Genomic DNA, 21,459 nt, shown 5'->3' with positions numbered 1-21,459 from the left:
TTGGTAGGAATTTAGGGGATTTTGGGGGATTTTGGGGAATTTTGCAAAGGTCTTCAGCTATATCAAAATAATCATCAGCCTATATAGTGGCATGTGGTATTACTCGGAAAAATAAAAAATGCCGTCTGAAATTAAGATTTTCAGACGGCACGGTTTATATAGACAATAATTTTCTTAGAAAATATAACGATTATATTCTTTCAGAAATTACGGATATGCTTAATCTCCATACAGTTAAAGTAATTAATCTGCCATCTAAATAAGAATATTCTAATTGAAGAGCATCATCTTCAAAGCAAATATTTCCAGCTGTAAATGTATTGCCATCTAGCCTACCTGTTATCTTATATTGTGTACTATTACCTATTCTTTCAAAAGGAATAATAACAGATTCATCTGTATTAACCTCTTCCAATATAAACTCATCAATAATGAAATAGTCAAGTTCCACATTGTAAACTTTATTTACTTCAATAGCCATTGGACAACAATTAAGGAAACAATATAGATCGTTATTTTCTATAGAAAAATATGCAAATTCCTCAATTATTTCATCCATTTTTTTTAGCTTTGCTGAGTAAATCATTTTTAACCTTTCATAAATTATTTTACTTCATAAATTGCTTTATCTTTTGGATTGCTACGATTTATAGATCTCCAAAAGTCTTTTCCACTTTTCACATGGATGGTTGTGATGTAACCTTGATGATTTGTTCCTATAAAGGCTGATGAATTAAGTGTAATCATTTAATCAATTACCATCAAAATATCTTAAAATATTAACCAATAGATAAAATAAAAACCACCATGTAACATGGTGGTTTTCAAATCTGGCTCCCCGACCTGGGCTCGAACCAGGGACCTGCGGATTAACAGTCCGTCGCTCTACCGACTGAGCTATCGGGGAATTAAAGATGAGATTATATAGAAAATATCAGAAACCTGTCAAGCAACAATCTATATAAAAACAAAAATATTTTTATATCTTTTTAATTTATAAAACTTTTATAAGATTTCAGCAATTTGTTTGGCCGCACGTTTCGCATCCAACAAAATCAAACCCAATTTACCGCTTTCTTTTGCCATCAATGCCAACACTGCATTTTCACCTGCCTGACTCAGCAGAATATAGCCATTTTTACCTTTAACCATTACCTGATCCAACTCACCGCAAGCCAACTCGTGTACGGAACGATTACCCAACGCCAAAAGCGTTGCCGACATCGCACCCACACGGTCTGCATTCAAATGCGAAGGCAGCATGGTTGCGATTGGCAGGCCGTCTGTAGAAATAACTGCAGAAGCAGTGATATCCGCAGAGGTATTGTTCAAATCGCTTAATACAGAGATTAATAGTTGTTGCATAGTCGCTCCATTCTAAAATAAATATTGGTCAGGCAAAAATCAACGGCTGCCGTATCGGTGGTACAGCACTTTAACCAAAGTAACAAAAGCCTCTTTATTTAAGTCAGGCATGCCGCCAATTACCAAAATCAGTTTGGTCATGCCAATATACAGAGGGAAAAAGGTCAATTCACTTTGGCCTGAAGGATCACAAATACCCCATGCGCTATTATTGATATGCAGGTTATTGCGAATCAAAAGACGGTGATTGTCTTCCATTTTGGCCACTTCGCTCGCCAAAAGACCCAATTCTTCTGCTGCCTCATGATGGAAATTAGCATTGGCAAAATACAAACCGTTTTCATCAGCCAACAAAGCTTTGCCAGAATTAGACAACTGTTCCAACAATGTCGGTAATTGTTCGTCAGTCAGATGGATGTCCTCTGTACTGATTTCCTCATCTCCGTACAAAAACTCCAAGCGTTGGAGGCGATACAATAGGTTTAAAGCGGTATTGATATCGCTGGTGTCTGCCCACGCCAAAAGTTTTTCACTGCTGATGGTTTCAGACGGCTCTGCACGCAACAGACCATACAATAAAGTTCTGCTGGCACTAGGCGTATCGCTTGAAACAGCATAATACGCACCTGCCGGTGTAATCTTAGGATATAAATTTGATTGTAAAGAGAGTGTCGCTTCCATCTTATACCTCTAATCCGGGGTCAATTGAGAACAACATGGCAGTAACCAATTGTTTTACATCGTCTTCTCGACGTGCATCAATCTCAAAAACCGGTACATTAAAATTATTCTGTGCTAAATATTTTTGATAAACATCTACGCTTGGCAAGGAGCGGATATCCATCTTCGTTACCCCTACAACCAAAGGCGCTTTTTTCAGCAACTCGCGGAACGCATCCAAGAAGAATTGCAAGTCTTTCAATGGGTTGCTTCTTGTATTATCCAAAAGAAGTACCAAGCCCATGCTGCCTTGGCTCAGAATTTCCCACATGAAATTAAAACGCTCCTGACCAGGCGTACCATAAAGATGAACCTTGGTTTCCTCATCCAAATGAATGACACCGTAGTCCATTGCCACAGTTGTGTACCCCTTGCGGACAAGTGTCATATCGGATGCGGATGCATCGGTTTGAACCGGCGGTTCATCAGATAAAGCTGAAATTGCAGTGGTTTTACCTACGCCAACAGGACCGGTAAAGATAATTTTATTTTCTTTCATGACGTGTCCTTTACGATTTACCCAGCAACTTACGCATCAGGCGTTGCAACAGGCCGCGAGGTTGTTCTTTAGACGGACCGGCAACTTTTTGAGCCTCTTTGCTCATTGCTGTTTCAGGTACGTCTTTGCTATTCACATCAATCTGTTCATTCAAGGAAGGCGTATTGTTCGCATCTGTTGTAAACTCTGTATCTGTCGCCAAAAAGCCTGTTATATATGTTGCCGATAAATAATTCAAAATATCAGGCATCTCTAATGGCATGACTTTATAGAGAACATTCAAATTAACGGATGTTTTCGTCAGAAATGCCGACAGACGCATAGATTCCGGAACATACGCCAAACGGGTTAAGTTTGGCCAACGCTTGAGCGTAAAGACAGTTTGCGGCGTCATCGGATAAATCAGACGGCCTGATGCAGTCCAAATAGCCATCTGCCACAAGCATGACATAATGGTAACTTTGGCTTTCTCTTTCCATTGCGGATTATCAGGAACAGCCTTACACACAACTGCCAAGTTATCGTTTTTACACAATTTCTCCAGCTCATTGGCACTGACTGTCAGCAGCACACGTTGAATGCTGGGAAACACGATCAATATCGGCTTACCTTCATGCAAGACGGCAATATCTTGGTGTCCTTGACTGGCAAATTTCAACGCACCCAACAAGCCTTTACTTGGATTAAATCGGCGAATGGTGGCTTTTCTTGCGCCATCGGAATTTGATTGTCCTTTATTCTCTTCAGCCGCTTGTTGTTCAGACGGCTCAAAAACATTCCCGCCCTGAGCCAGGCTACGCAAAACAGGAAACAAGGTATCGAATTTAACCGGCTTGGCCAAATAAGGAGTCGTTACGGTTGGCAATTCAGAAGAAAACATCGCCACAGGCACTTCCGGATAAGTTTTCTTCGACTCTTTCCAAGCTTCTACTCCTGCCGGCGTATCGGTATCAACCAATACCAAATCCGGTTTTTCATCAGAATCAGGAGAAACGATGACGTAATTCGTCGTATTGTGCATTTTAAATGCCATACGGAATACCGCCTGCTGTTGCTCACCCATCTCCTGTAACATAACCCGTATGGTTTTAATTTTTGGTAAATGATTATTCATTACTCGTACTTTCTACGATTATCTTATTTTTTTGAATATTGGTTCATTCGTTGCAAGAGACGGCTCATTGCCAAGACAACCTCTTCAGGCAGGCTGACAACACGCTCGCGCAACAAGCGCAGGAATTGCTCCAAACGTCCCCAGTCTTCGACGCGTTCGTACAAATCAAACAAGATGATGTACAGCTGCGATTCTTGAGGATACTGTAAAACAGCTTGTTCCAAAGTGCCGATAGCCAAATCCAACTGACCGTAGGCCAACAGAGATTCCACTTCTTTCAGAGCTTCATCAGCAGGTGAAGAGCTTGCGCTGATGACAGAAGAATCTTTTTGAACCAAATCGCGATATTTGGCCTTCATCTGCAAAGAACTTGGCTGAATATAACCGCGCTTCAAACCAATCTCTTTAATTTGCTGTTCAGACGGCCCTTTTTCCAAATCATCAAAAATTTCGTGATAACCAAGGCTATAACCCCAACCAAGCATACGTTCTTTGACTTGACGGCCATATTGGCCCAAAGAGTGGTAAAGCTTCCACAGATGCTTGGCAAACTGCCCTACTTCTTCATTCTGATAATCCAGACGCAAGGCATCGATAATGAGACCAGCAGGTTTCGCAGAAGTTTGGATTGCTTTGTTGTATTGATGCAAAGCAGTCTCGTAACTAATCTTGTCTTTCAGGATTTTTGCACTACGCTCCGGCTTGGCAAAACCAATCACCGCACCCATCTCTTCAGGGCTGATTTCGCCAAAGTCTTTCTTGCCTAATACGATAGGCGCGCGTTTGCCCATACCTGGCACGACAATGCGTTCGGCCGAATCGTTCTCAAAGACAATATGCTCGTCGGAAGCAACTTCCAAACCGCTTTGTTCGCCAATTTGACGATCCACTTCCTGCATATTCCAACCGAGATGATGTTCGGCAAAAACGCGCAGGCGCAGGTTGGTTGAATCTAAAGCCAAACCGGCTTTCAAGTATTCGGCTACGCTGTCTTCAGAAAGGGAAGCACTATGGCGCTCAAGCGTATCTGCCAACATATCGATATTGCCGACGCGCAGATTCAAACCGATTAATTCATGAACCAGTTTTTCCGGTGCACCGTCTTCCAAGGTATTGAGATAACCGGCCAAAGACTCTGCAGCCTTACTCTCATAACCGAATTGTTTATAAACCTGGTATTCGGTCAATGGATCGACTTCTTGTGCAGAAACAGAAGCCGTAGCATTGCTTGAGCCGCTTCCACCCCATTCCCAATCTTGATTATCTGCATTGGAAACTGTCTGGTTGACTTTCTCAATCCAGTCGTTTCCATCCTCAGAGGAGGCTGTATGAGCGGCAGATTTATGGCCGCCTTTTGATGCATGTGCGCTTTGTTTGCCTGAGTTGCCTCTTTGTTCGCTACTTTGTTTATGACGAACAAAAAACAACACCAGCAAAAAAAGCACCAGCAAAAAAATAGTTAAAAGTTGATAGTTCAAGAACACCTCCCGGTCTTGTGCTGCAAACTGCATTTATTAACATCTGTTGCTTTACACGCAACTTCAACGTTATGAATTCCCCAAACGAATGATGATAACATGAATGCACTCATTTTTACATTAAAAACCCTACTCACATAAAGGACTTGATACCAATTTACAACTCAAACACACCGATGGATTCAACATGCGAGGTTTGTGCAAACATATTCATGATTCCTGCCGCCTTAAACTTATAGCCCTTATCCACCAAGACGCCAGCATCCCGTGCAAATGTTGATGGATTGCATGAAACATATACTATCTTCTGAGGCAAAAACGGTTTGTGTAGTGATTTGACAACAGCATAAGCACCGCTTCTCGGCGGATCGAGCAACATCTTGTCAAATTTCCCCCATGACTCGACAGTCTTTTCATCGGTATCGAACAAGTCGGCAACAGAAAACGTCATATTCTCGGCACAACGATTCAGGCGGGCATTTTCCCTTGCCCTATCTACTAAATAATCGGCGCCTTCAATACCGACAACCGATGCGCCACTTTTCGCCAGCGGCAAACTGAAATTGCCCAAACCGCAAAACAGATCGGCAATCCTCTCCCCTTTTTGAGGGATTAAAAGCCTGACCGCCCTTGCCACCATCACTTCGTTCAATTGCGCATTAATCTGCGTAAAATCACCCGGTTTGTAAGGCATTTCCACGTCAAATTGAGCAAAATTATAGTTCAGAGCAGGCACATTCTCGGGATAAAACGGCAAGGACTCGGCATGATCCTGCAGCCATATTTGCCATACTTTTTCAGCACCCGACAATATCTTATCAAACCAATTACGCAATTCGCTTAATATTTGTCCAAACGGTTGATTTACGAAACGAATGTTGAGTACGGTCACATTTCTCCCGCAATAAAACTCAACAAATTTCACTTTTACACCGTCATCATGCAGCTTTTGCAGCAAATTTCGGACATCAGGCAATTTATCGGAAATATGTTTAGGCAAAATAGAACAATGGCGGATATTGACGACATCATGGCTTTTTTTAGCCTGAAAACCGAGTTTCAGACGGCCTTTTTTATCCACTGCAACACTTAAACGTGCCCTATCGCGATAATACCAGGAGAAACCATATAAAGGAGGCAAAATTATCTCCGGCTTGACCTTACCTATCCGTTCCAACTGCTCTTCCAAAATCCGTTGCTTTAATGCAACTTGCGCACCAAAGGAAACATGTTGGAGCGAACAGCCACCACATGTATCAAAATAGCAACAAGCTGGTTCAACGCGTTCGGAAGAAGGTTTTAAAACCGTTTCGACCAGAGCTTCTGCAAACTGCTTTTTTTCTTTATGAATGGCAAACGTTACACGCTCTCCGGGCAGCGCACCGCCGATGAATACAGTCTTCCCATCGACTCTGGCAACACCCCTGCCCTCATAATCCAAAGAAAAAACTTCCGCCTCTTGATACCGTTCTTTCACACTCATACCGTTTCCGTCAGACAGCCGCTTACCGGCCGTCTAACTGTCTTTCAATACCGAAAGCGCATATTTTCTCACAAAAACACAGAGTTTCAGGTATCATGCGCCAAAAACTTTCATTTCAATCCCCACAAAAAAAGACGACATGAAAAAATTATTCCTTGGCCTGACAGCCGCCCTTCTGACCTCGGCCGCTGCTGCAAACACACTTATTCCAGACGTCTCTCCCGCCTCTTCCGGACAACACGTCGTTATCAATATTACGCAACAGCGTTTGTTCCTCTACGACAACGGCAAACTGAGCAAAATTTATCCTGTTGCCGTCGGCAAAGCCATGACCCAAACCACACTGGGCGAACACAAAATCGGCGCCAAAGCCTACAACCCAGTTTGGCATATCCCTAAATCCATCCAAAAAGAACGCAATGACGGCGTAAAAAGCGTACCGGCCGGTCCGAATAATCCGCTGGGTCCCGTATTTGTCCGTCTTGGCGACCCCAAATTGAGCCTGGGCATTCACGGCACCAATGCCCCTGCCAGCGTGCCCGGCGTCCGCAGCCATGGTTGCGTGCGCATGAAATCGCCTGATGCATTGGAATTTGCCAAAACCATCGCAACAGGTTCCCCTGCCTCCGTTATCTACCAAATGGCGAGCCTGAACGAAGATGCCAACCAAAACTTGTGGCTGGCTGCCTATCGTGACCCGTACGACAAGAAAAACCTTGATACGGCTGCCCTGAAAAAAAGCATTGCCGCCTGGGCAAAAGCGCACGGCAAAACCATTCCTGCCGCGCGTGTGGATGCAATCCTGAAAGGACGCACCGGCGCGGCAAACTGTCTGACCTGCGCCAAAGGCGTGAAACTCAAATCGCCTTTAAAATCTTTGGCATGGACCAGCGGCACGGATGCTTACAGCAAACCAAAAGTCATGCCGAAACCGGCTCCTGCTAAAGATGTGGTATTGCCTCAAGGCACCGAAATCGAAGTCGATGCTACCGACGATACAAACAAAGCAGCATCCGAACCGAAACAAAGCGTTCGTCCGACTCCGGTGAAACCGGCAAAACCTACTGCCAAACCGGCAACCACTCCTGCTGAGACGCCTGCTTCCGAGCCTAAAGCCGCTTCGGAACCGGCTACTGTCCCTGCCTCTGCGCCTGTGAAAGAGGCTCCGGCAAGCAGCGAACCGGAAGATTTGCTGTTCTAAGCAGAACAAAACACATAGCCAAAGGCCGTCTGAAACGAATTGTTCAGACGGCCTTTTCGTACAACTGGATATTGGAAATAGATGCCCCCTCTTAATTCAGACGGCCTTTTTGCTTTCCAAATATTCTGACAAGCCGCGCTCGCGCAAAATACAGCTCGGGCATTCATGACAACCACCGACCACGCCGTTATAACAAGTATGCGTCTGCTCGCGAATATAATCCAACACACCCATTTCATCCGCCAATGCCCAAGTTTGCGCTTTGGTTAAATACATCAAGGGCGTGTGGATTTGAAAAGCGTAATCCATAGCCAGATTCAGCGTAACATTCATCGACTTGACGAACACATCGCGACAGTCGGGATAACCTGAAAAGTCGGTTTCGCACACGCCGGCAATGATATGGCGTATTCCCTGCCCTTTGGCGTAAATGGCGGCATAAAGCAAAAACAAAGCATTGCGCCCATCTACAAATGTATTGGGTAGGCCGTCTGAAGCCGTTTCAATCGCCGCCGTATCATCCATCAAGGCGTTATGCGTAATCTGTTGCATCAGGCTCAAATCGAGTACGGTCTGCTTCACGCCCAAATCTTGGGCAATCCAACGCGCGCGCTCCAATTCGATGGCGTGGCGTTGCCCATATTGAAAAGTGATGGCCTGCACATTTTCACGGCCATATGTTTGAATTGCCTGAATCAGGCAGGTTGTTGAATCCTGCCCGCCCGAAAAAATAACGAGGGCCTGCTGTTTTTCCATAGTAAATTCCTAGTTTTGTTAACGCGGGAGGTTTGCGAACCGCGTGATTTGAAGATTGACGGATTATAACGGATTTCGTCTATAATCACGGCACTTCATTTTCTTTTATATAGCATAATTATGAGCATCTACGCCCTGAAACCAAAATTTCAAAACCTGTTGCGCCCCATTGTTAAGCGACTGTATCAAAAAGGTATTACTGCCAATCAGGTCACTCTGTTTGCCTGCGCCGTTTCCATTTTGATCGGTTTGCTTTTAGCATTGTTTGCTGGTATATCCACATTATTCTGGATTTTGCCGATTTGGTTGTTCGTCCGCATGGCGCTGAATGCGATGGACGGTATGCTGGCACGGGAGTTCGGCCAGCAATCGGCATTGGGTGGCTATTTGAATGAAATCACCGATATTGCCGCCGATGCTGCTTTGTATTTGCCTTTTGCCTTTATCGCACCCTTCGGCGGCGTACAAATTGCCCTGTTTATTTGGCTGGCGGCAATGACTGAATTTTGCGGCGTTTTGGGGCAAGTTCATGGCAACGGCCGGCGTTATGACGGGCCATTCGGCAAAAGCGACCGTGCATTCTTTATCGGCGCATTGGCCGTATGGTATGCAATCGCCGGCAGCTTCCATTCGCTTTTCTATATCCTTATGTGGCTGGCCTGCGCGGCATTGGTTTATACCTGCTACAAACGTGTCATCAATGGCTTGAAGGCCGTCTGAAACTTATCCACATTCTTGGGTTAATCATCGTTGATTAGAATATTTAAACCCATCAACTGTTTTACTGAAAACAAGAAGGCCGTCTGAAACCATAAACTATCGGTTTCAGACGGCCTTTTATCCGTCAGCCAAGATAACTTACTGTTTACCCAGTTGACTGTAATCTACCAACATATACTTGGCAGTAATTTTCTGTGAAGCATTGCCTTCGTCGCCCATCAAAATCATCTGCGGCTTGCCGTTAACGGTAATCGAATCGACGGCTTCAACGTTGGTGATGTGTTGCAGATTAGGCAGAGAGATTTTTTGCGGTTCATCGGTCGGGGTACCGCTCCAAGTCCACAGTTGCGAGAATTTCTGTCCATTCTCATCCTTCACTTCATTAGCAATCACGTAGGTTTTCAACACAGGATCATAGTTGAGGGAACGGATACCGCCGCCATCAATATCAATCACCGCCACTTCATCAAATTCAGGTTTGGCATTGCGCTCAAACACATCTTTCGGATTGCTGATAAATGCGACCAAAGCCATATTGTTGAACTCAGGGTCACGGAATCCCAAAACGAGACGTTTTTTCACCGGATCAAACGCCATGCCCTCAATATTGATTTCTTCAAAAGAAACTTCAGCCTTGGTTCGCTCGCGAATCAAATCATGCAGCTTGTGATCGGTTTCCAAGACCTGCGTCAGATTGTCGTAGCTGGTCAGCCCCAACACATTGCCGTCTTGGATTTTAAAGCGCATCAGGTGTTCGCGGTCGGGCGAACGGTTGCCTTTACGGGTGCGCGAATGTGAAGTCAGCGCGTAGATAAAGCCTTCATCATCGCGCGCCAAAGCCTCCAAGTCGCTCAGGCCGCGTTTGAAACTGGTAATCACGCGCGTATCCAATGCCTCGTCTTCCACAAACCTGCCCGTTTTATCAATGCTGACAATACTGAACGCATGGTTGGGTTCGTCTTCCGCAATCAGCAAATTGCCGTCCGGAAGCTGTTGTACGGCGGAAGGCTCGTACACACCGTTAAACATATTGATTCCCAGCGAACGCAGCTCTGCCGCATTGTTGGTCGGCGGTATCAGCAATGACGGCAATGTTTTCACGCCGATAAATGCCACCAGTGAAGCCAGCAAGCCCCAGCGGAATACCGCGTAAGACAAATTGATGTATTTGAACTGTTTGTCCGCCAACAAACCAAGCCAATAAAGATGGTCGCTCATCTTTTCATAGATTTGTTTACGGTCGCCCATAATCTCCTGCATCATTTCCCAATATTGATCTTTTTGCAGTTTCACACGGTCTTCATAAATCAAAATATTGGGTTGGCTGCCGCCAAAAAAGCGCGTTTCGGTACTGCTGAGGCGGGTTTTCAAGTCCCGCAGCTTAGAACGGCCGCGGATAAAATCCTTAAACCATGTCCGCGCCGCCTGCATTTTGCCGATACGTTCCGGCGAAGCAGAAAGCAGTGCAAACACGATAGACGCGGCGGCAGTAATCATAAACGTACTGGCCGGAATCAAAAACTCGGGCGACGATGAAAAAATAAACGCACCCGAAATCATCAGTGCAGACACGATAAAACCATTCAGCGAAATCATAATATTCGCTTTGGTTGCCGCCAGCGCCAACAATTCCATCTCCGAGCGTACAGCGTTGCGGAACATGGTTTCCACGCCCTTATTCGTACCCAACAAATCAGGTGCATTCAAATCTTCGGCTTTATTTTTTTTCTTTTTCGCCTTGTCTTTTTTGCGTTTGGCTTTCTTTTCACTTTTTTCAGACGGCATCTCAGGATGTTCAACTGCTTCCTGACCTTCTATCGCCTCCTGAATTTCTACCGTTTCAGCCGCAACACTAACTTCGTTTTCAACAGTATTGTTTCGATTGCGCTCCCAAAAATCAACGTCCTGTTGGGAATCGGCAGATACGCCGTCGTTTAAAGGTTTGCCTTGGTCGCCCATCTGCTTCTGCCGGCCGTCTTCCTTCCAATCATTCAAATCCATATCATGACTCCCAACATCAAACACTTTGAATTAAATGGAAAATAAAAAGCATATTTAGTTCATTTATTTTAGGTAATTTACATGCCGCTTACATTCTTTAAATACCTAAATAGCAAACTGCCGCAGAACCAAAAGCCCTGCGACAATCTACTTTATATCGAAATATTAATAATCGATGCGCTCTTTGATAATTTGCAAATCAGGATACGACAAAACAATGTCGTACTCACGGCCATTTTTAAAAGCCTCAACCTCCAACACAGGCTGACCTCGACGGCTATCGGCATCAACTTCGTGAACTTGATAGCCGCGTTGTTCCAACATTCTTACGGCTTTAGCACGGTTTTGCTCGAAGTTTTTGTCGCTGTAGATTTTGTGTTCGATGTAATCGCTGGCACCGGCAGTAGCAGCAGACAAAGCAACGATGGCGGTCAATAAGAAATTTTTCATGTTTGATTTCCTTTTAAAATGTGTATTCACGTTTCGATGGATGTATTAAAACATGACAAAATTAGCAGTTAATTAGGGCTTGGTTAAACGCAGTAAAGGCCGTCTGAAAACCTAATTCCGGGTTTCAGACGGCCTTTTTATTTTCAGAACGGGTTTTCAGGCTGCTTTTGCGTTTTGCGGTAGCCTGAAAATCAGTTTTCCAGCAGTGAGCGCAGCATCCAGGCGTTTTTCTCGTGCGTCTGCATGCGCGCGGTGAGCAGGTCGGCGGTGGGCTCGTCGTTGGCTTCGTCCACGGCAGGGAACAGGGCGCGGCAGGTGCGCACTACAGCTTCCTGCCCTTCGACTAAATCGCGCACCATCGCTTGCGCGTCTTTGCGGTTGTCGCCGTCGGCGATGGAGGCCAGTTTGGCAAATTCGCCGTATGAGCCGGGCGCGAGCTCGCCCAGGGCGCGGATGCGCTCGGCCACTTCGTCCACCGCCAGCGCCAGTTCGTTGTATTGGGTTTCAAACATGGTATGCAGGCTGTGGAACATGGCGCCGCGCACGTTCCAATGGTAATTGTGGGTTTTGAGGTACAGCGTGTAGGTGTCCGCCAGCACTTTGGCCAGGCCGTGGGCGATGGTTTGGCGCTGTTGGTCGGTCATGCCGATGTTGATGCTCATGCTTAATCTCCTATGGAGGGTTGAGGGATGTCCGCACGTTTTGCGGTTTTGACAGGGCAAATGGTAGCAGCCATTGTTTGCGATGTAAAATTTTCTTGGCCGCGCGGGCGGTAAAACAGCCTGAAAGGCGGTTTAGACAGCCTGAGACCTTTTAACAATCACTGTCATCAGTTTTAAGTGAAATTTGAAACCATCTTTTACCATTTCTCTCCATCATTGCATTCGTCCGTCTATCGGATAATCATTGCATTTATCCGATATGTCATGATACTGTTCAAAAAATATGACTATTAGGAGTTTCTCATGTCCGAACAGCAAAAATTCTTTTCTACCCAAGACGGGACTTCGCTTTTCTACCGCTATCGCCCTGCTGCCGACGGTTCTTCCGATAAAGCTATTGTGCTGTTCCACCGTGGGCATGAGCACTCCGGCCGGATGATGTTTGTTGCCGATGAGCTGGGTTTCAACGATTTTGCCTATTTTGCTTGGGATGCGCGTGGTCATGGTTACAGCCCTGGTGAACGTGGCGATAGTCCGAGTATCGGCACTTCGGTTGCAGACGTAGATGATTTTATCCGACACATTCAAAGCGAATACGGCATCAAACCTGAAAACATCTGCGTGATTGCACAAAGTGTCGGAGCGGTATTGGTTTCTACTTGGTTGCACGATTACGCGCCGAAAATCCGTTGCGCCGTATTGGCTTCGCCTGCGTTCAAAGTCAAACTCTATGTTCCGTTTGCCCGTACCGGTTTGAAAATCATGCAAAAATGGCGTGGCAATTTCTTTGTCAACAGCTATGTCAAAGCCCACTATCTGACCCACAATGTCGAACGTCAAAAAAGCTACGACAACGATCCGCTTATTGCCCGCGCTATTTCTGTGCGCATCCTGCTGGGTTTATATGACGCGGCCGAACGCGTCGTTGCCGATGCACAAGCGATTACTACGCCTGTACAACTGTTGATTTCAGGCAGCGACTGGGTTGTTCATCACAAACCACAACACGACTTCTACAACCGTTTGGGCAGCCATATTAAAGAACGCCATATCCTGCCCGGTTTCTACCACGACACCTTAGGCGAGCAAAACCGTGAAATCGCCTTTGTCGAAATGCGCCGTTTTATCCGCGAGCGTTTCAATCAACCTTTGCAACAAGTCGATCTAACTCAAGCACACTTATTTGGAGACAGCCGTCGCGAAGCTGACGAACTGGCTACACCTTTGCCTGTTTGTACGCCTCGCGGCGCATTTTGGGCAACATATCGCGCCTCACTCAAACTGGGTTCGCGCTGGAGTGAAGGCTTGAGAATCGGTCAAGAAACAGGTTTTGATTCGGGCAGCACGCTGGATTACGTCTACCGCAATCAACCGCAAGGCAGCAATGCTTTCGGTGTATGGGTGGACAAATACTATCTCAACGCCATCGGCTGGCGCGGCATTCGCCAACGCAAAGTCAATATCGGCAAAGCCATTCAGACGGCCTCAGCCAAACTGCGTGAAGCAGGCAAACCGGTACACGTTTTGGATATCGCGTCCGGTCATGGCCGCTATGTATTGGATGCCCTGACTGCCGACACATTGCCTGATTCCGTACGTTTGCGCGATTACAGCCCGATTAATGTCGAAGCCGGACGCAAGCTGATTGCCGAACGCGGCTTGCAAAACACGGTAACCTTCAATGAAGTCAATGCTTACGACCGCGCCAATTATCACGATTTGCAGCCGCGCCCAACGCTGGGCATCGTCTCCGGCCTGCACGAATTGTTTGCCGACAACGATTTGATTTTGAACTCACTCTACGGCTTCGGTGAGGCCATTGAAACCGGCGGCTACCTGATTTACACCGGCCAGCCTTGGCATCCGCAACTGGAAATGATTGCCCGCGCCCTGACCAGCCACAAAGCAGGCAGCCCAAACTGGGTAATGCGCCGCCGCAGCCAACAGGAAATGGATCAGTTAGTTGAAAAAGCCGGTTTTGAAAAAATCCATCAATGGATAGACGAAGACGGTATTTTCACCGTGAGCTTGGCAGTGAAGAAATAAAATATAGGCCGTCTGAACATTTTTTAACTTTCAGACGGCCTTATTAAACCATGTACCTATCCATGAAACCCTCCCTCAAAACCTCCCTACTCAAGCTGATTTCAGTCGGTATCCTGTTTTACACCAGCTACGGCCTGTCCAACCATTACGCGGCATCGCTGAACTATGTGCCTGAAATCGCTTTTGCATGGGAGCGCAATATTCCGTTTTGGGCATGGACGATTTTGCCTTATTGGTCGCTGAATCTGATGTATGCAGCGGCGTTTTTCCTTTGCCGAAATGCGTGTGAACAAAACCGCTACGTCGCACGGCTGGTATCGGCGCAAATTATTGCCACTACTTGCTTTATACTGTTTCCGCTGCATTTCGGCTGGCCGAAGCCGCCTACCGACGGGCTGTGGGGCGTGATGTTTGATTCATTGGTCGCATTTGATTTGCCGTACAACCAAGCGCCGTCGCTGCATATTGCGCTGTCTATCATTGTCGGCGCGTTTTATTGGACGCGGTTTCCCAAAATCCGATTGCCGATTTTGCTGTGGCAAAGCCTGATTGCTTTGTCGGTACTGACGACTTATCAACATCATTTTATTGACATGCCGACCGGAGCATTGCTTGGCTGGCTGGTATTGTGGGCTTTCCCGCGTCAGATGACTTCGCCGTTAAGACTGGACTCAAGTGATGTACGCTCAAGAAAGATTGCGCTGCTGTATTTGCTTGGCGCATGTTTGATGGCTTTGCCTGCGCTGCTGGGTGGCGCGTGGCTGTGGTTGATATGGATTAGCATGCCTTTGTTGATGGTGGCTTTTGCCTATTTGACTGGAAATGCAAACGTATTCCAAAAACAGGCTAACGGTAAATTATCGGCGGCAGCGACGGTTTTGCTGTTGTCTTATCTGGTGGGTGTACGGCTAAACATGGCGTATTGGTTACGCGGTAAAGCGAAAACGGCACAAATCCGCCATGATGTGTGGATTGGCAGCGTTTTGGGGATTTCAAACCATCTGCCTGCAGTATTAGATGTATGCGCCGAATATCCCTGCCGTAGCCATCAGGGAGAATATCGCGCTCTGCCTTTACTGGATATGGCAACGCCGTCTGAAAACGATTTGGTTCAGACGGCCTTGATATTGGAAACCTTGCGCCAAAAACACGGCAAAGTATTGGTATGTTGCGCTTTAGGTTATGGAAGAAGTGCCGCAGTGGTGCTAACGTGGCTGCTGGTCTATGGTGACTGCAAAAACTTGGCGCAGGCGAAGACCGAACTCAAACAGACTCGACCGCAAATGGTATTATCGCCGACCACTGACCAGGCAGTCGAAGCTGCGGCCAACCGTTTAAAACAAGGATAATGATGGACAACGCAACCGATAGCCGTATTACTGCCCACCTACTCTCTACCGCACATTATGTTGCCGCCTGCAATGCCTTGCTGCTCGCCTTGTCGGCAAAATATGGCGGTGCATGGTTTGCGGTGCAACTCGTCTTAGTAGCGGTTTTGCTGTACTGCCATATCCGCATTCACTTCGACCGCCGCGTGTTCCAAGACTTTGCCGACAACTGCTACGCTCCTGAAGACTTTGACCAATCCTTACAGCAAAACGGTTTGCGTCAAACTTCAGGCAGCCGTACTTTGACCCAACGGATAAACGGCGCACTTTCCCTATGGCGCAAAAGCTTATACCTGACCGCCGTACAATTTTTAATTTTGCTTATCCAAAGCATTTGATTATTTTGGCTGATTTACCAAAATCGAATCCTTAGCGGTATCTCACTCCCAAAGGCAGAAAAAATGAAAAACTTCCTCAAAAAACAACTTGCCTGGCTAACCGACCAAGCCTTATGTCTGTCGGTCTCTTTTCTTACGGGCGTACGCCCCAAAAGTCCGCGTGAGCTGACATTCAATCAGCACCAAAAAGTCTATTACGCCAATCACGGCAGCCATGGCGATTTTGTATTGGTGTGGATTTCCCTACCCCGCCGCTGGCGCTTGTCCACGCGCCCTGTCGCCGGTTCAGATTACTGGCTGACGAGCAAGCTCAAACGCTTCATCATTCAAAATGTTTTCAATGCCTTGCTGATTCCGCGCCATAGCGATAATCCGCAGGCGATTACCAAACAAATGAAAGACGCGCTGAACGCAGGCGACTCCTTGATTATTTTCCCTGAAGGCACGCGTAATACTGACGACAACACCATCCTGCTGCCATTCAAGTCCGGCATTTATCATCTGGCGAAAAGCAAACCCAATACCGAATTTGTGCCGATTTGGATAGACAACATCAGCCGCGTACTGCCCAAAGGCAAAATCCTGCCTATCCCGCTTTTGTGTGAAGTCCATATCGGACAGCCGCTCACCTTGCAGGAAAATGAAGACAAAGACAGTTTTTTGACGCGCAGTCGTGAAGCGCTGCTGGCACTCAGGCCGTCTGAAAACGACCGCAGCGAGCTTCGCCAAAATGAACCTGAAGTTCAGCAAAACAAAGGAGGACAAGCATGAGCCTTTCTACGACTTCCCAACAAATCATTGTCGAACAAGCCGCCGCTCATCTGACTCCGCAAGCCAGCTATATTTTTGTCGGCGTATTTGCCGTATTGTGTTTTGCCAGCATCATCGGACAATGGCTCAAGCGCAAAAACGGCGCAGATAATGCCACCATCGCCAATCTCAACGCCCGCATTTACGCATGGTGGCTGATGACGCTGGTGTTGCTGGGCGCGTTTTGGTTCGGAAAAATCGGGACGGTTGTACTGTTTTTCCTGATTTCATTTGCCGCACTGCGCGAATTTATGACCCTCGTCTATCGCCGCCGCAGCGACTATTACAGCATGGTGGTCTGCTTTTACCTGCTTCTGCCGGTGCAATACTATTTCGTCTATGACGGCTGGTACGGCATGTTCAGCATTTTTATTCCGGTTTACGGCTTTTTGATACTGCCGATTATTGCCAGCCTCAGCGGCCAAACGGCACACTTTTTGGAACGCGCCGCCAAAACACAATGGATGGCGATGATTTGCATCTTCTGCCTGTCCCATGTTCCGGCGCTGATGTTTCTGGACTTGGATGGCTTCGATAACGGCAACAATATCCTGTTGCTGATATTCCTGATTGGCGTGGTGCAAGTATCGGATGTATTGCAATACGTTTGGGGCAAACTGATTGGCGGTGCAAAAATCATGCCTTCGCTTTCCCCGTCCAAAACCATTTCCGGCACTGTCGGCGGTATTTTGTCGGCCACAGCCATTGCCGCGCTAATGGCGCCGATTACGCCGTTCTCCCACGGCCAAGCGGCCGTTATCGGCTTCATCGTCTGCCTGATGGGCTTCTTTGGCGGCCTGGTTATGTCTGCCATCAAACGCGATTATGGTGTCAAAGACTGGGGCAATATGATACGCGGCCACGGCGGCATGCTTGACCGCGTGGATTCGATTTGCTTTGCCGCGCCCGTGTTTTTCCACATCACCCGCTATTTCTGGAACGGCTAAACTTCAGGCCGTCTGAAAACTATTTTTCAGACGGCCTTTAATATCCGAAACTGTCAATCCACCGATTCGTTATACAATACGCAACCCTTGTTATTACATACACACAATATGAATAAACCCTCTCCAATCTTTCCCATTTTTCTTGCTACGATTATCTTCGCCCTCATTGTTTGGTCAGGTATCAATCCCCATGATCGTGCGGTTTGGTACGCTGAAATCATCCCTGTAGCCTCCGTATTTTTCCTTCTGGTTGCCACCTACCGCATTTTCCGCTTCAGCAACTTGGCCTACTTATTCATGAGCTTCTGGCTGATTATGCATTCCATCGGCGCATACTATACTTTTGCCGATGTGCCATTTGAATCCATCAACCGCTTTGTCGAACCGATTTTGGGCGAAAACCGCAATCATTACGACCGTATTGCCCATTACATCATCGGCTTCTACGCCTACCCGATGGCCGAATGGCTGCTGCGCCGCAAGCTGTGCAACCTGCTGTTGGCCTTATTTTTCTCCCTATTCTTCATTATGAGCGTTGCTGCAGCCTATGAAATCATCGAATGGCAATATGCCGTCATCGACGGCGGAGAGGCTGGATTGGAATTCTTGGGTTCTCAAGGCGATATTTGGGACGCGCAAAAAGACATGCTTGCCGATACTTTGGGCGCGTTAACTTCTCTGTTTATTTTTGTGTTTACCCGACCCGATAAACGCTTGGGTTTCTCTTAAATCTACCCCTTTAAAGCGAAAGGCCGTCTGAAACCAAATTTTCAGACGGCCTTTTTTCATTTTTCTATCGCCATTATTGTAAAAATTAATAAATGCGATAGTTAAAAACATAAGCCGATTTTGAAACAAAATCCGTCATCAAAATTTTTAAGCACATGAAATATATAAAAAACAACGTCTGTTAAGATTTTGTAAACAATATGTCCACGTCAACATGAATTTTTCGATTTGATTTAAGTCAGCATATCTTGTGTCATTAATCCATAAAATATTCGGAATTCTACAAAATATTGATTAACCCGATAGAGGTTATCATCAAGACGAGGAACACAAAATGCAGAAAATTCCAGAATTGGTCTGCCCCGCCGGCAACCTGCCTGCACTGAAAACCGCTGTGGACAATGGTGCGGACACGGTTTACATGGGTTTGAAAGATGCGACCAATGCACGAAACTTTCCGGGACTGAATTTCGATATGAAATCGGCGCGGGAAGGCGTAGCTTACGCCCATGCGCGCGGGCGCAATGTACTGATGGCCATCAATACATTTGCACAAGCGGGTCAAGTGGAGCGTTGGCACGCCGCTGTGGATACGGCGGCGGATTTGGGTGCCGATGCGATTATTGTTGCCGACCCCGCCATCATGGCGTATGCGGCAGACAAACATCCGAATTTACGCCTGCATATGTCGGTACAAGGTTCGGCCACTAATTACGAAGCCATCAATATGATGAAAGAGCTGTTCGGCATCCGTCGTGCCGTTTTGCCGCGCGTGCTGACCATCGATCAGGTCAAACATGTGATTGACAATACTGATGTGGAAATTGAAGTCTTTGGCTTCGGCAGTTTGTGTGTGATGGTGGAAGGCCGTTGCATCTTATCGAGCTATGCAACAGGCGAATCGCCCAATATGCAAGGTGTCTGCTCTCCGGCAAAATCCGTCCGCTGGGAACAACTGCCCGACCGCATGAACGTACGTCTAAACCAGGTATTGATAGACCAATACAAACCCAATGAACCGGCAGGTTATCCAACCTTGTGCAAAGGCCGCTTTGAAGTCAATGATGAAACCTACTATGCTTTGGAAGAACCGACCAGCCTGAATGTTTTGGAAATGTTGCCCGAACTCATCAAAATCGGTGTGTCCGCCATCAAAATCGAGGGACGCCAACGCAGTCCGATGTATACGGCACAAGTAACCAAATCCCTGCGCCAAGCACTGGATGCAGCCGCAGCCGACCCGTCGCATTTCAAAGTCAATCCATCCTGGAACAATGCATTGAGCAAAGTTTCGGAAGGTCATCAGACAACTTTGGGCGCATACAACCGCCCATGGAAATAAGGGGAAAAAAATGAATTCATTGAAATTGTCGCTGGGCCCTATTTTATTTTTCTGGCAAAAAGAAGCCCTGCTGGAATTTTACGTTTCCATGCTGGATACGCCGTTGGACACGGTCTATTTGGGCGAAGTAGTCTGCTCACGCCGTCAGAAAATGCGCTTTGCCGACTGGTTCGGACTGGCTGAAGACCTGGCGGAAAGCGGTAAGGAGATTATTCTTTCCTCACAAGTCCTGCTCGAAAGCGAATCCGATCTGAAACGCCTGCGCAAAATCACGGAGCAGGGAAAGTTTAAAGTTGAAGCCAACGACATGGGTGCGGTCAAATTGGCACGCGAACACGGCATCCCGTTTGTTGCCGGTGCAAGCCTAAATATCTACAACGAAACCACTTTGGACGTATTCCGAAAATTAGGGGCATTCCGCTGGATTGCACCGTCCGAGCTGAGCCGCGATAAGGTTGCCGAAATCATCAAGGCTTCAGACGGCATTGAAACCGAACTCTTCGTTTGGGGTAAAATGCCACTTGCCTATTCATCACGTTGCTTTACCGCCCGCCATTACAATCTGAATAAAGACAGTTGCGAGTTCCGCTGCCTCGACCACGAGCACGGTATGGCCATGAATACGCGCGAAGGCCAGCCGTTTCTCACCATCAACGGCATCCAAACCATGTCTTACGGCTGCCAAAACCTACTGCCCCACCATGAAGATTTGAATAAAATCGGCGTGAATATGCTCAGACTGTCGCCACAAATGCACGGCATGGCTGAAATTATCCAAATTCACCGCGATGTATTGGACGGAAAAGCCACATGGGAAGATGTCCGCTCCGAGTTGGAACGACTGACTACCGGAACACTGGTTGACGGCTATTGGCGCGGCCAGCCCGGTATTGAAACCGTGAAGGAGGCATATTATGGCGCTGCCTGAAATCATATTACCCAAATGGATGGCGAAAATCGGTACCAAACTTCCCGGCAAACCTCCGCGCTTTGTTTTGGTCTCCGTATTGAATACCATGCTGAAAAAAGGTTTACTGCCTGCCGATATGGAACTTTTTGCCGGAAGAAAATTCGAAATCGAAGTATTGGATGCCGGTATCAAAGTGCGGTTTAGTGCCGATACGGAAAAATTCCTGGACGACAACTTCAGCGGCGCTCCCGATCTGAGGCTGGCCGCCAACGGCATAGACTTCATGCGCATGATGATGCGCGAGGAAGATCCCGACACCTTATTTTTTAACCGCAAATTGCAAATTGAAGGCGATACGGAACTGGGGCTAATTACCAAAAACTTACTCGACAGCGTCGAGTGGCCTTTCAGCGAATGGTTCCTGAAACGCAGTACGTCCACTTTGGATTGATTAATTTTGGTTGAACCAAGAACAAAGGCCGTCTGAATGTTTCAGACGG

22 protein-coding genes, 1 tRNA gene and 1 riboswitch are annotated in these 21,459 nt (G+C 46.9%); of the genes, 11 read left to right on the top strand and 12 right to left on the bottom strand.

Going from position 1 to position 21,459, the window contains the following annotated elements; translation table 11 throughout:
* Positions 1-190 precede the first annotated feature (190 nt).
* From HMPREF2551_RS01390 to rlmD, 8 genes are all read right to left on the bottom strand, one after another.
* The gene (locus HMPREF2551_RS01390; protein ID WP_070836859.1) at positions 191-586 is read right to left on the bottom strand and encodes a hypothetical protein; all 396 of its coding nucleotides are present in this window, start codon (positions 584-586) and stop codon (positions 191-193) included.
* A 245-nt stretch (positions 587-831) separates the two neighbouring features.
* Positions 832-907: transfer RNA gene (locus HMPREF2551_RS01385), tRNA-Asn, on the bottom strand.
* A gap of 98 nt (positions 908-1,005) precedes the next feature.
* Entirely contained in the window at positions 1,006-1,365 is a 360-nt protein-coding gene (locus HMPREF2551_RS01380) for a roadblock/LC7 domain-containing protein (protein ID WP_003679682.1), read from the bottom strand.
* Positions 1,366-1,404: 39 nt separating this feature from the next.
* A complete protein-coding gene (locus HMPREF2551_RS01375; protein ID WP_003748732.1) occupies positions 1,405-2,046 on the bottom strand; it encodes a hypothetical protein in 642 nt (213 codons plus the stop codon).
* 1 nt (position 2,047) lies between these two features.
* Entirely contained in the window at positions 2,048-2,584 is a 537-nt protein-coding gene (locus tag HMPREF2551_RS01370; protein ID WP_003748733.1) for a GTP-binding protein, read from the bottom strand.
* Positions 2,585-2,594: 10 nt separating this feature from the next.
* Positions 2,595-3,698 (bottom strand): response regulator, encoded by a 1,104-nt coding sequence (locus HMPREF2551_RS01365; protein WP_070836858.1) that lies wholly within the window; start codon positions 3,696-3,698, stop codon positions 2,595-2,597.
* A gap of 23 nt (positions 3,699-3,721) precedes the next feature.
* Positions 3,722-5,209, bottom strand: coding sequence for a 23S rRNA methyltransferase (locus tag HMPREF2551_RS01360; RefSeq protein ID WP_070836857.1), 1,488 nt, complete (start codon positions 5,207-5,209; stop codon positions 3,722-3,724).
* 124 nt (positions 5,210-5,333) lie between these two features.
* Positions 5,334-6,659: a 23S rRNA (uracil(1939)-C(5))-methyltransferase RlmD gene (rlmD, locus tag HMPREF2551_RS01355; protein WP_070836856.1), complete on the bottom strand. Its 1,326-nt coding sequence runs from the start codon at positions 6,657-6,659 to the stop codon at positions 5,334-5,336.
* Between the two features lie 139 nt (positions 6,660-6,798).
* On the opposite strand from rlmD, the gene HMPREF2551_RS01350 reads away from it, so the two are divergent.
* Positions 6,799-7,860: a L,D-transpeptidase gene (locus HMPREF2551_RS01350; RefSeq protein ID WP_070836855.1), complete on the top strand. Its 1,062-nt coding sequence runs from the start codon at positions 6,799-6,801 to the stop codon at positions 7,858-7,860.
* Positions 7,861-7,956: 96 nt separating this feature from the next.
* Here the strand turns inward: HMPREF2551_RS01350 and queC are convergent, their stop codons facing one another.
* Entirely contained in the window at positions 7,957-8,616 is a 660-nt protein-coding gene (queC, locus tag HMPREF2551_RS01345; protein ID WP_070836854.1) for a 7-cyano-7-deazaguanine synthase QueC, read from the bottom strand.
* A gap of 3 nt (positions 8,617-8,619) precedes the next feature.
* A riboswitch (PreQ1 riboswitch) is annotated at positions 8,620-8,665 on the bottom strand.
* A 71-nt stretch (positions 8,666-8,736) separates the two neighbouring features.
* Here queC and HMPREF2551_RS01340 point away from each other — a divergent pair.
* Complete coding sequence (locus tag HMPREF2551_RS01340) at positions 8,737-9,336, top strand: CDP-alcohol phosphatidyltransferase family protein (RefSeq protein ID WP_070836853.1); 600 nt, start codon at positions 8,737-8,739, stop codon at positions 9,334-9,336.
* Positions 9,337-9,474: 138 nt separating this feature from the next.
* Here HMPREF2551_RS01340 and HMPREF2551_RS01335 read toward each other — a convergent pair whose 3' ends face one another.
* The 3 genes from HMPREF2551_RS01335 to HMPREF2551_RS01325 form a co-directional block, all read right to left on the bottom strand.
* Positions 9,475-11,337, bottom strand: a complete 1,863-nt coding sequence (locus tag HMPREF2551_RS01335) for a Pycsar system effector family protein (RefSeq protein ID WP_070836852.1) — start codon at positions 11,335-11,337, stop codon at positions 9,475-9,477.
* Positions 11,338-11,502: 165 nt separating this feature from the next.
* On the bottom strand, positions 11,503-11,787 hold the full coding sequence (locus HMPREF2551_RS01330) for a PepSY domain-containing protein (protein WP_070836851.1): 285 nt from the start codon (positions 11,785-11,787) through the stop codon (positions 11,503-11,505).
* Between the two features lie 191 nt (positions 11,788-11,978).
* Positions 11,979-12,449: a Dps family protein gene (locus tag HMPREF2551_RS01325; protein ID WP_070836850.1), complete on the bottom strand. Its 471-nt coding sequence runs from the start codon at positions 12,447-12,449 to the stop codon at positions 11,979-11,981.
* 303 nt (positions 12,450-12,752) lie between these two features.
* On the opposite strand from HMPREF2551_RS01325, the gene HMPREF2551_RS01320 reads away from it, so the two are divergent.
* The 9 genes from HMPREF2551_RS01320 to HMPREF2551_RS01280 all read left to right on the top strand — a co-directional run bounded on the left by HMPREF2551_RS01320 (position 12,753) and on the right by HMPREF2551_RS01280 (position 21,410).
* Positions 12,753-14,495, top strand: a complete 1,743-nt coding sequence (locus HMPREF2551_RS01320) for a bifunctional alpha/beta hydrolase/class I SAM-dependent methyltransferase (RefSeq protein ID WP_070836849.1) — start codon at positions 12,753-12,755, stop codon at positions 14,493-14,495.
* Positions 14,496-14,557: 62 nt separating this feature from the next.
* Positions 14,558-15,844: a phosphatase PAP2/dual specificity phosphatase family protein gene (locus tag HMPREF2551_RS01315; protein WP_210400274.1), complete on the top strand. Its 1,287-nt coding sequence runs from the start codon at positions 14,558-14,560 to the stop codon at positions 15,842-15,844.
* Between the two features lie 2 nt (positions 15,845-15,846).
* Entirely contained in the window at positions 15,847-16,221 is a 375-nt protein-coding gene (locus HMPREF2551_RS01310) for a hypothetical protein (RefSeq protein ID WP_070836847.1), read from the top strand.
* A gap of 63 nt (positions 16,222-16,284) precedes the next feature.
* The gene (locus HMPREF2551_RS01305) at positions 16,285-16,992 is read left to right on the top strand and encodes a lysophospholipid acyltransferase family protein (RefSeq protein WP_070836846.1); all 708 of its coding nucleotides are present in this window, start codon (positions 16,285-16,287) and stop codon (positions 16,990-16,992) included.
* The gene (locus tag HMPREF2551_RS01300) at positions 16,989-17,978 is read left to right on the top strand and encodes a phosphatidate cytidylyltransferase (protein ID WP_070836845.1); all 990 of its coding nucleotides are present in this window, start codon (positions 16,989-16,991) and stop codon (positions 17,976-17,978) included. The genes HMPREF2551_RS01305 and HMPREF2551_RS01300 overlap by 4 nt, the downstream gene beginning before the upstream one ends.
* 108 nt (positions 17,979-18,086) lie before the next feature.
* Positions 18,087-18,707 carry a DUF2238 domain-containing protein gene (locus HMPREF2551_RS01295; RefSeq protein WP_070836844.1) on the top strand — a complete coding sequence of 207 codons (621 nt, stop codon included), beginning with the start codon at positions 18,087-18,089 and terminating at the stop codon, positions 18,705-18,707.
* Positions 18,708-19,041: 334 nt separating this feature from the next.
* Positions 19,042-20,049: a ubiquinone anaerobic biosynthesis protein UbiU gene (locus HMPREF2551_RS01290; protein WP_003748766.1), complete on the top strand. Its 1,008-nt coding sequence runs from the start codon at positions 19,042-19,044 to the stop codon at positions 20,047-20,049.
* Positions 20,050-20,059: 10 nt separating this feature from the next.
* Positions 20,060-20,977 carry a U32 family peptidase gene (locus HMPREF2551_RS01285; protein ID WP_070836843.1) on the top strand — a complete coding sequence of 306 codons (918 nt, stop codon included), beginning with the start codon at positions 20,060-20,062 and terminating at the stop codon, positions 20,975-20,977.
* A complete protein-coding gene (locus HMPREF2551_RS01280; RefSeq protein ID WP_049323906.1) occupies positions 20,964-21,410 on the top strand; it encodes a ubiquinone anaerobic biosynthesis accessory factor UbiT in 447 nt (148 codons plus the stop codon). The genes HMPREF2551_RS01285 and HMPREF2551_RS01280 overlap by 14 nt, the downstream gene beginning before the upstream one ends.
* Positions 21,411-21,459: the final 49 nt, after the last annotated feature.

This window comes from Neisseria sp. HMSC066H01 (assembly GCF_001837375.1).
In the GTDB taxonomy this organism is placed as follows: Bacteria; Pseudomonadota; Gammaproteobacteria; order Burkholderiales; family Neisseriaceae; genus Neisseria.
This window is presented reverse-complemented; position numbering and strand designations above follow the sequence as displayed.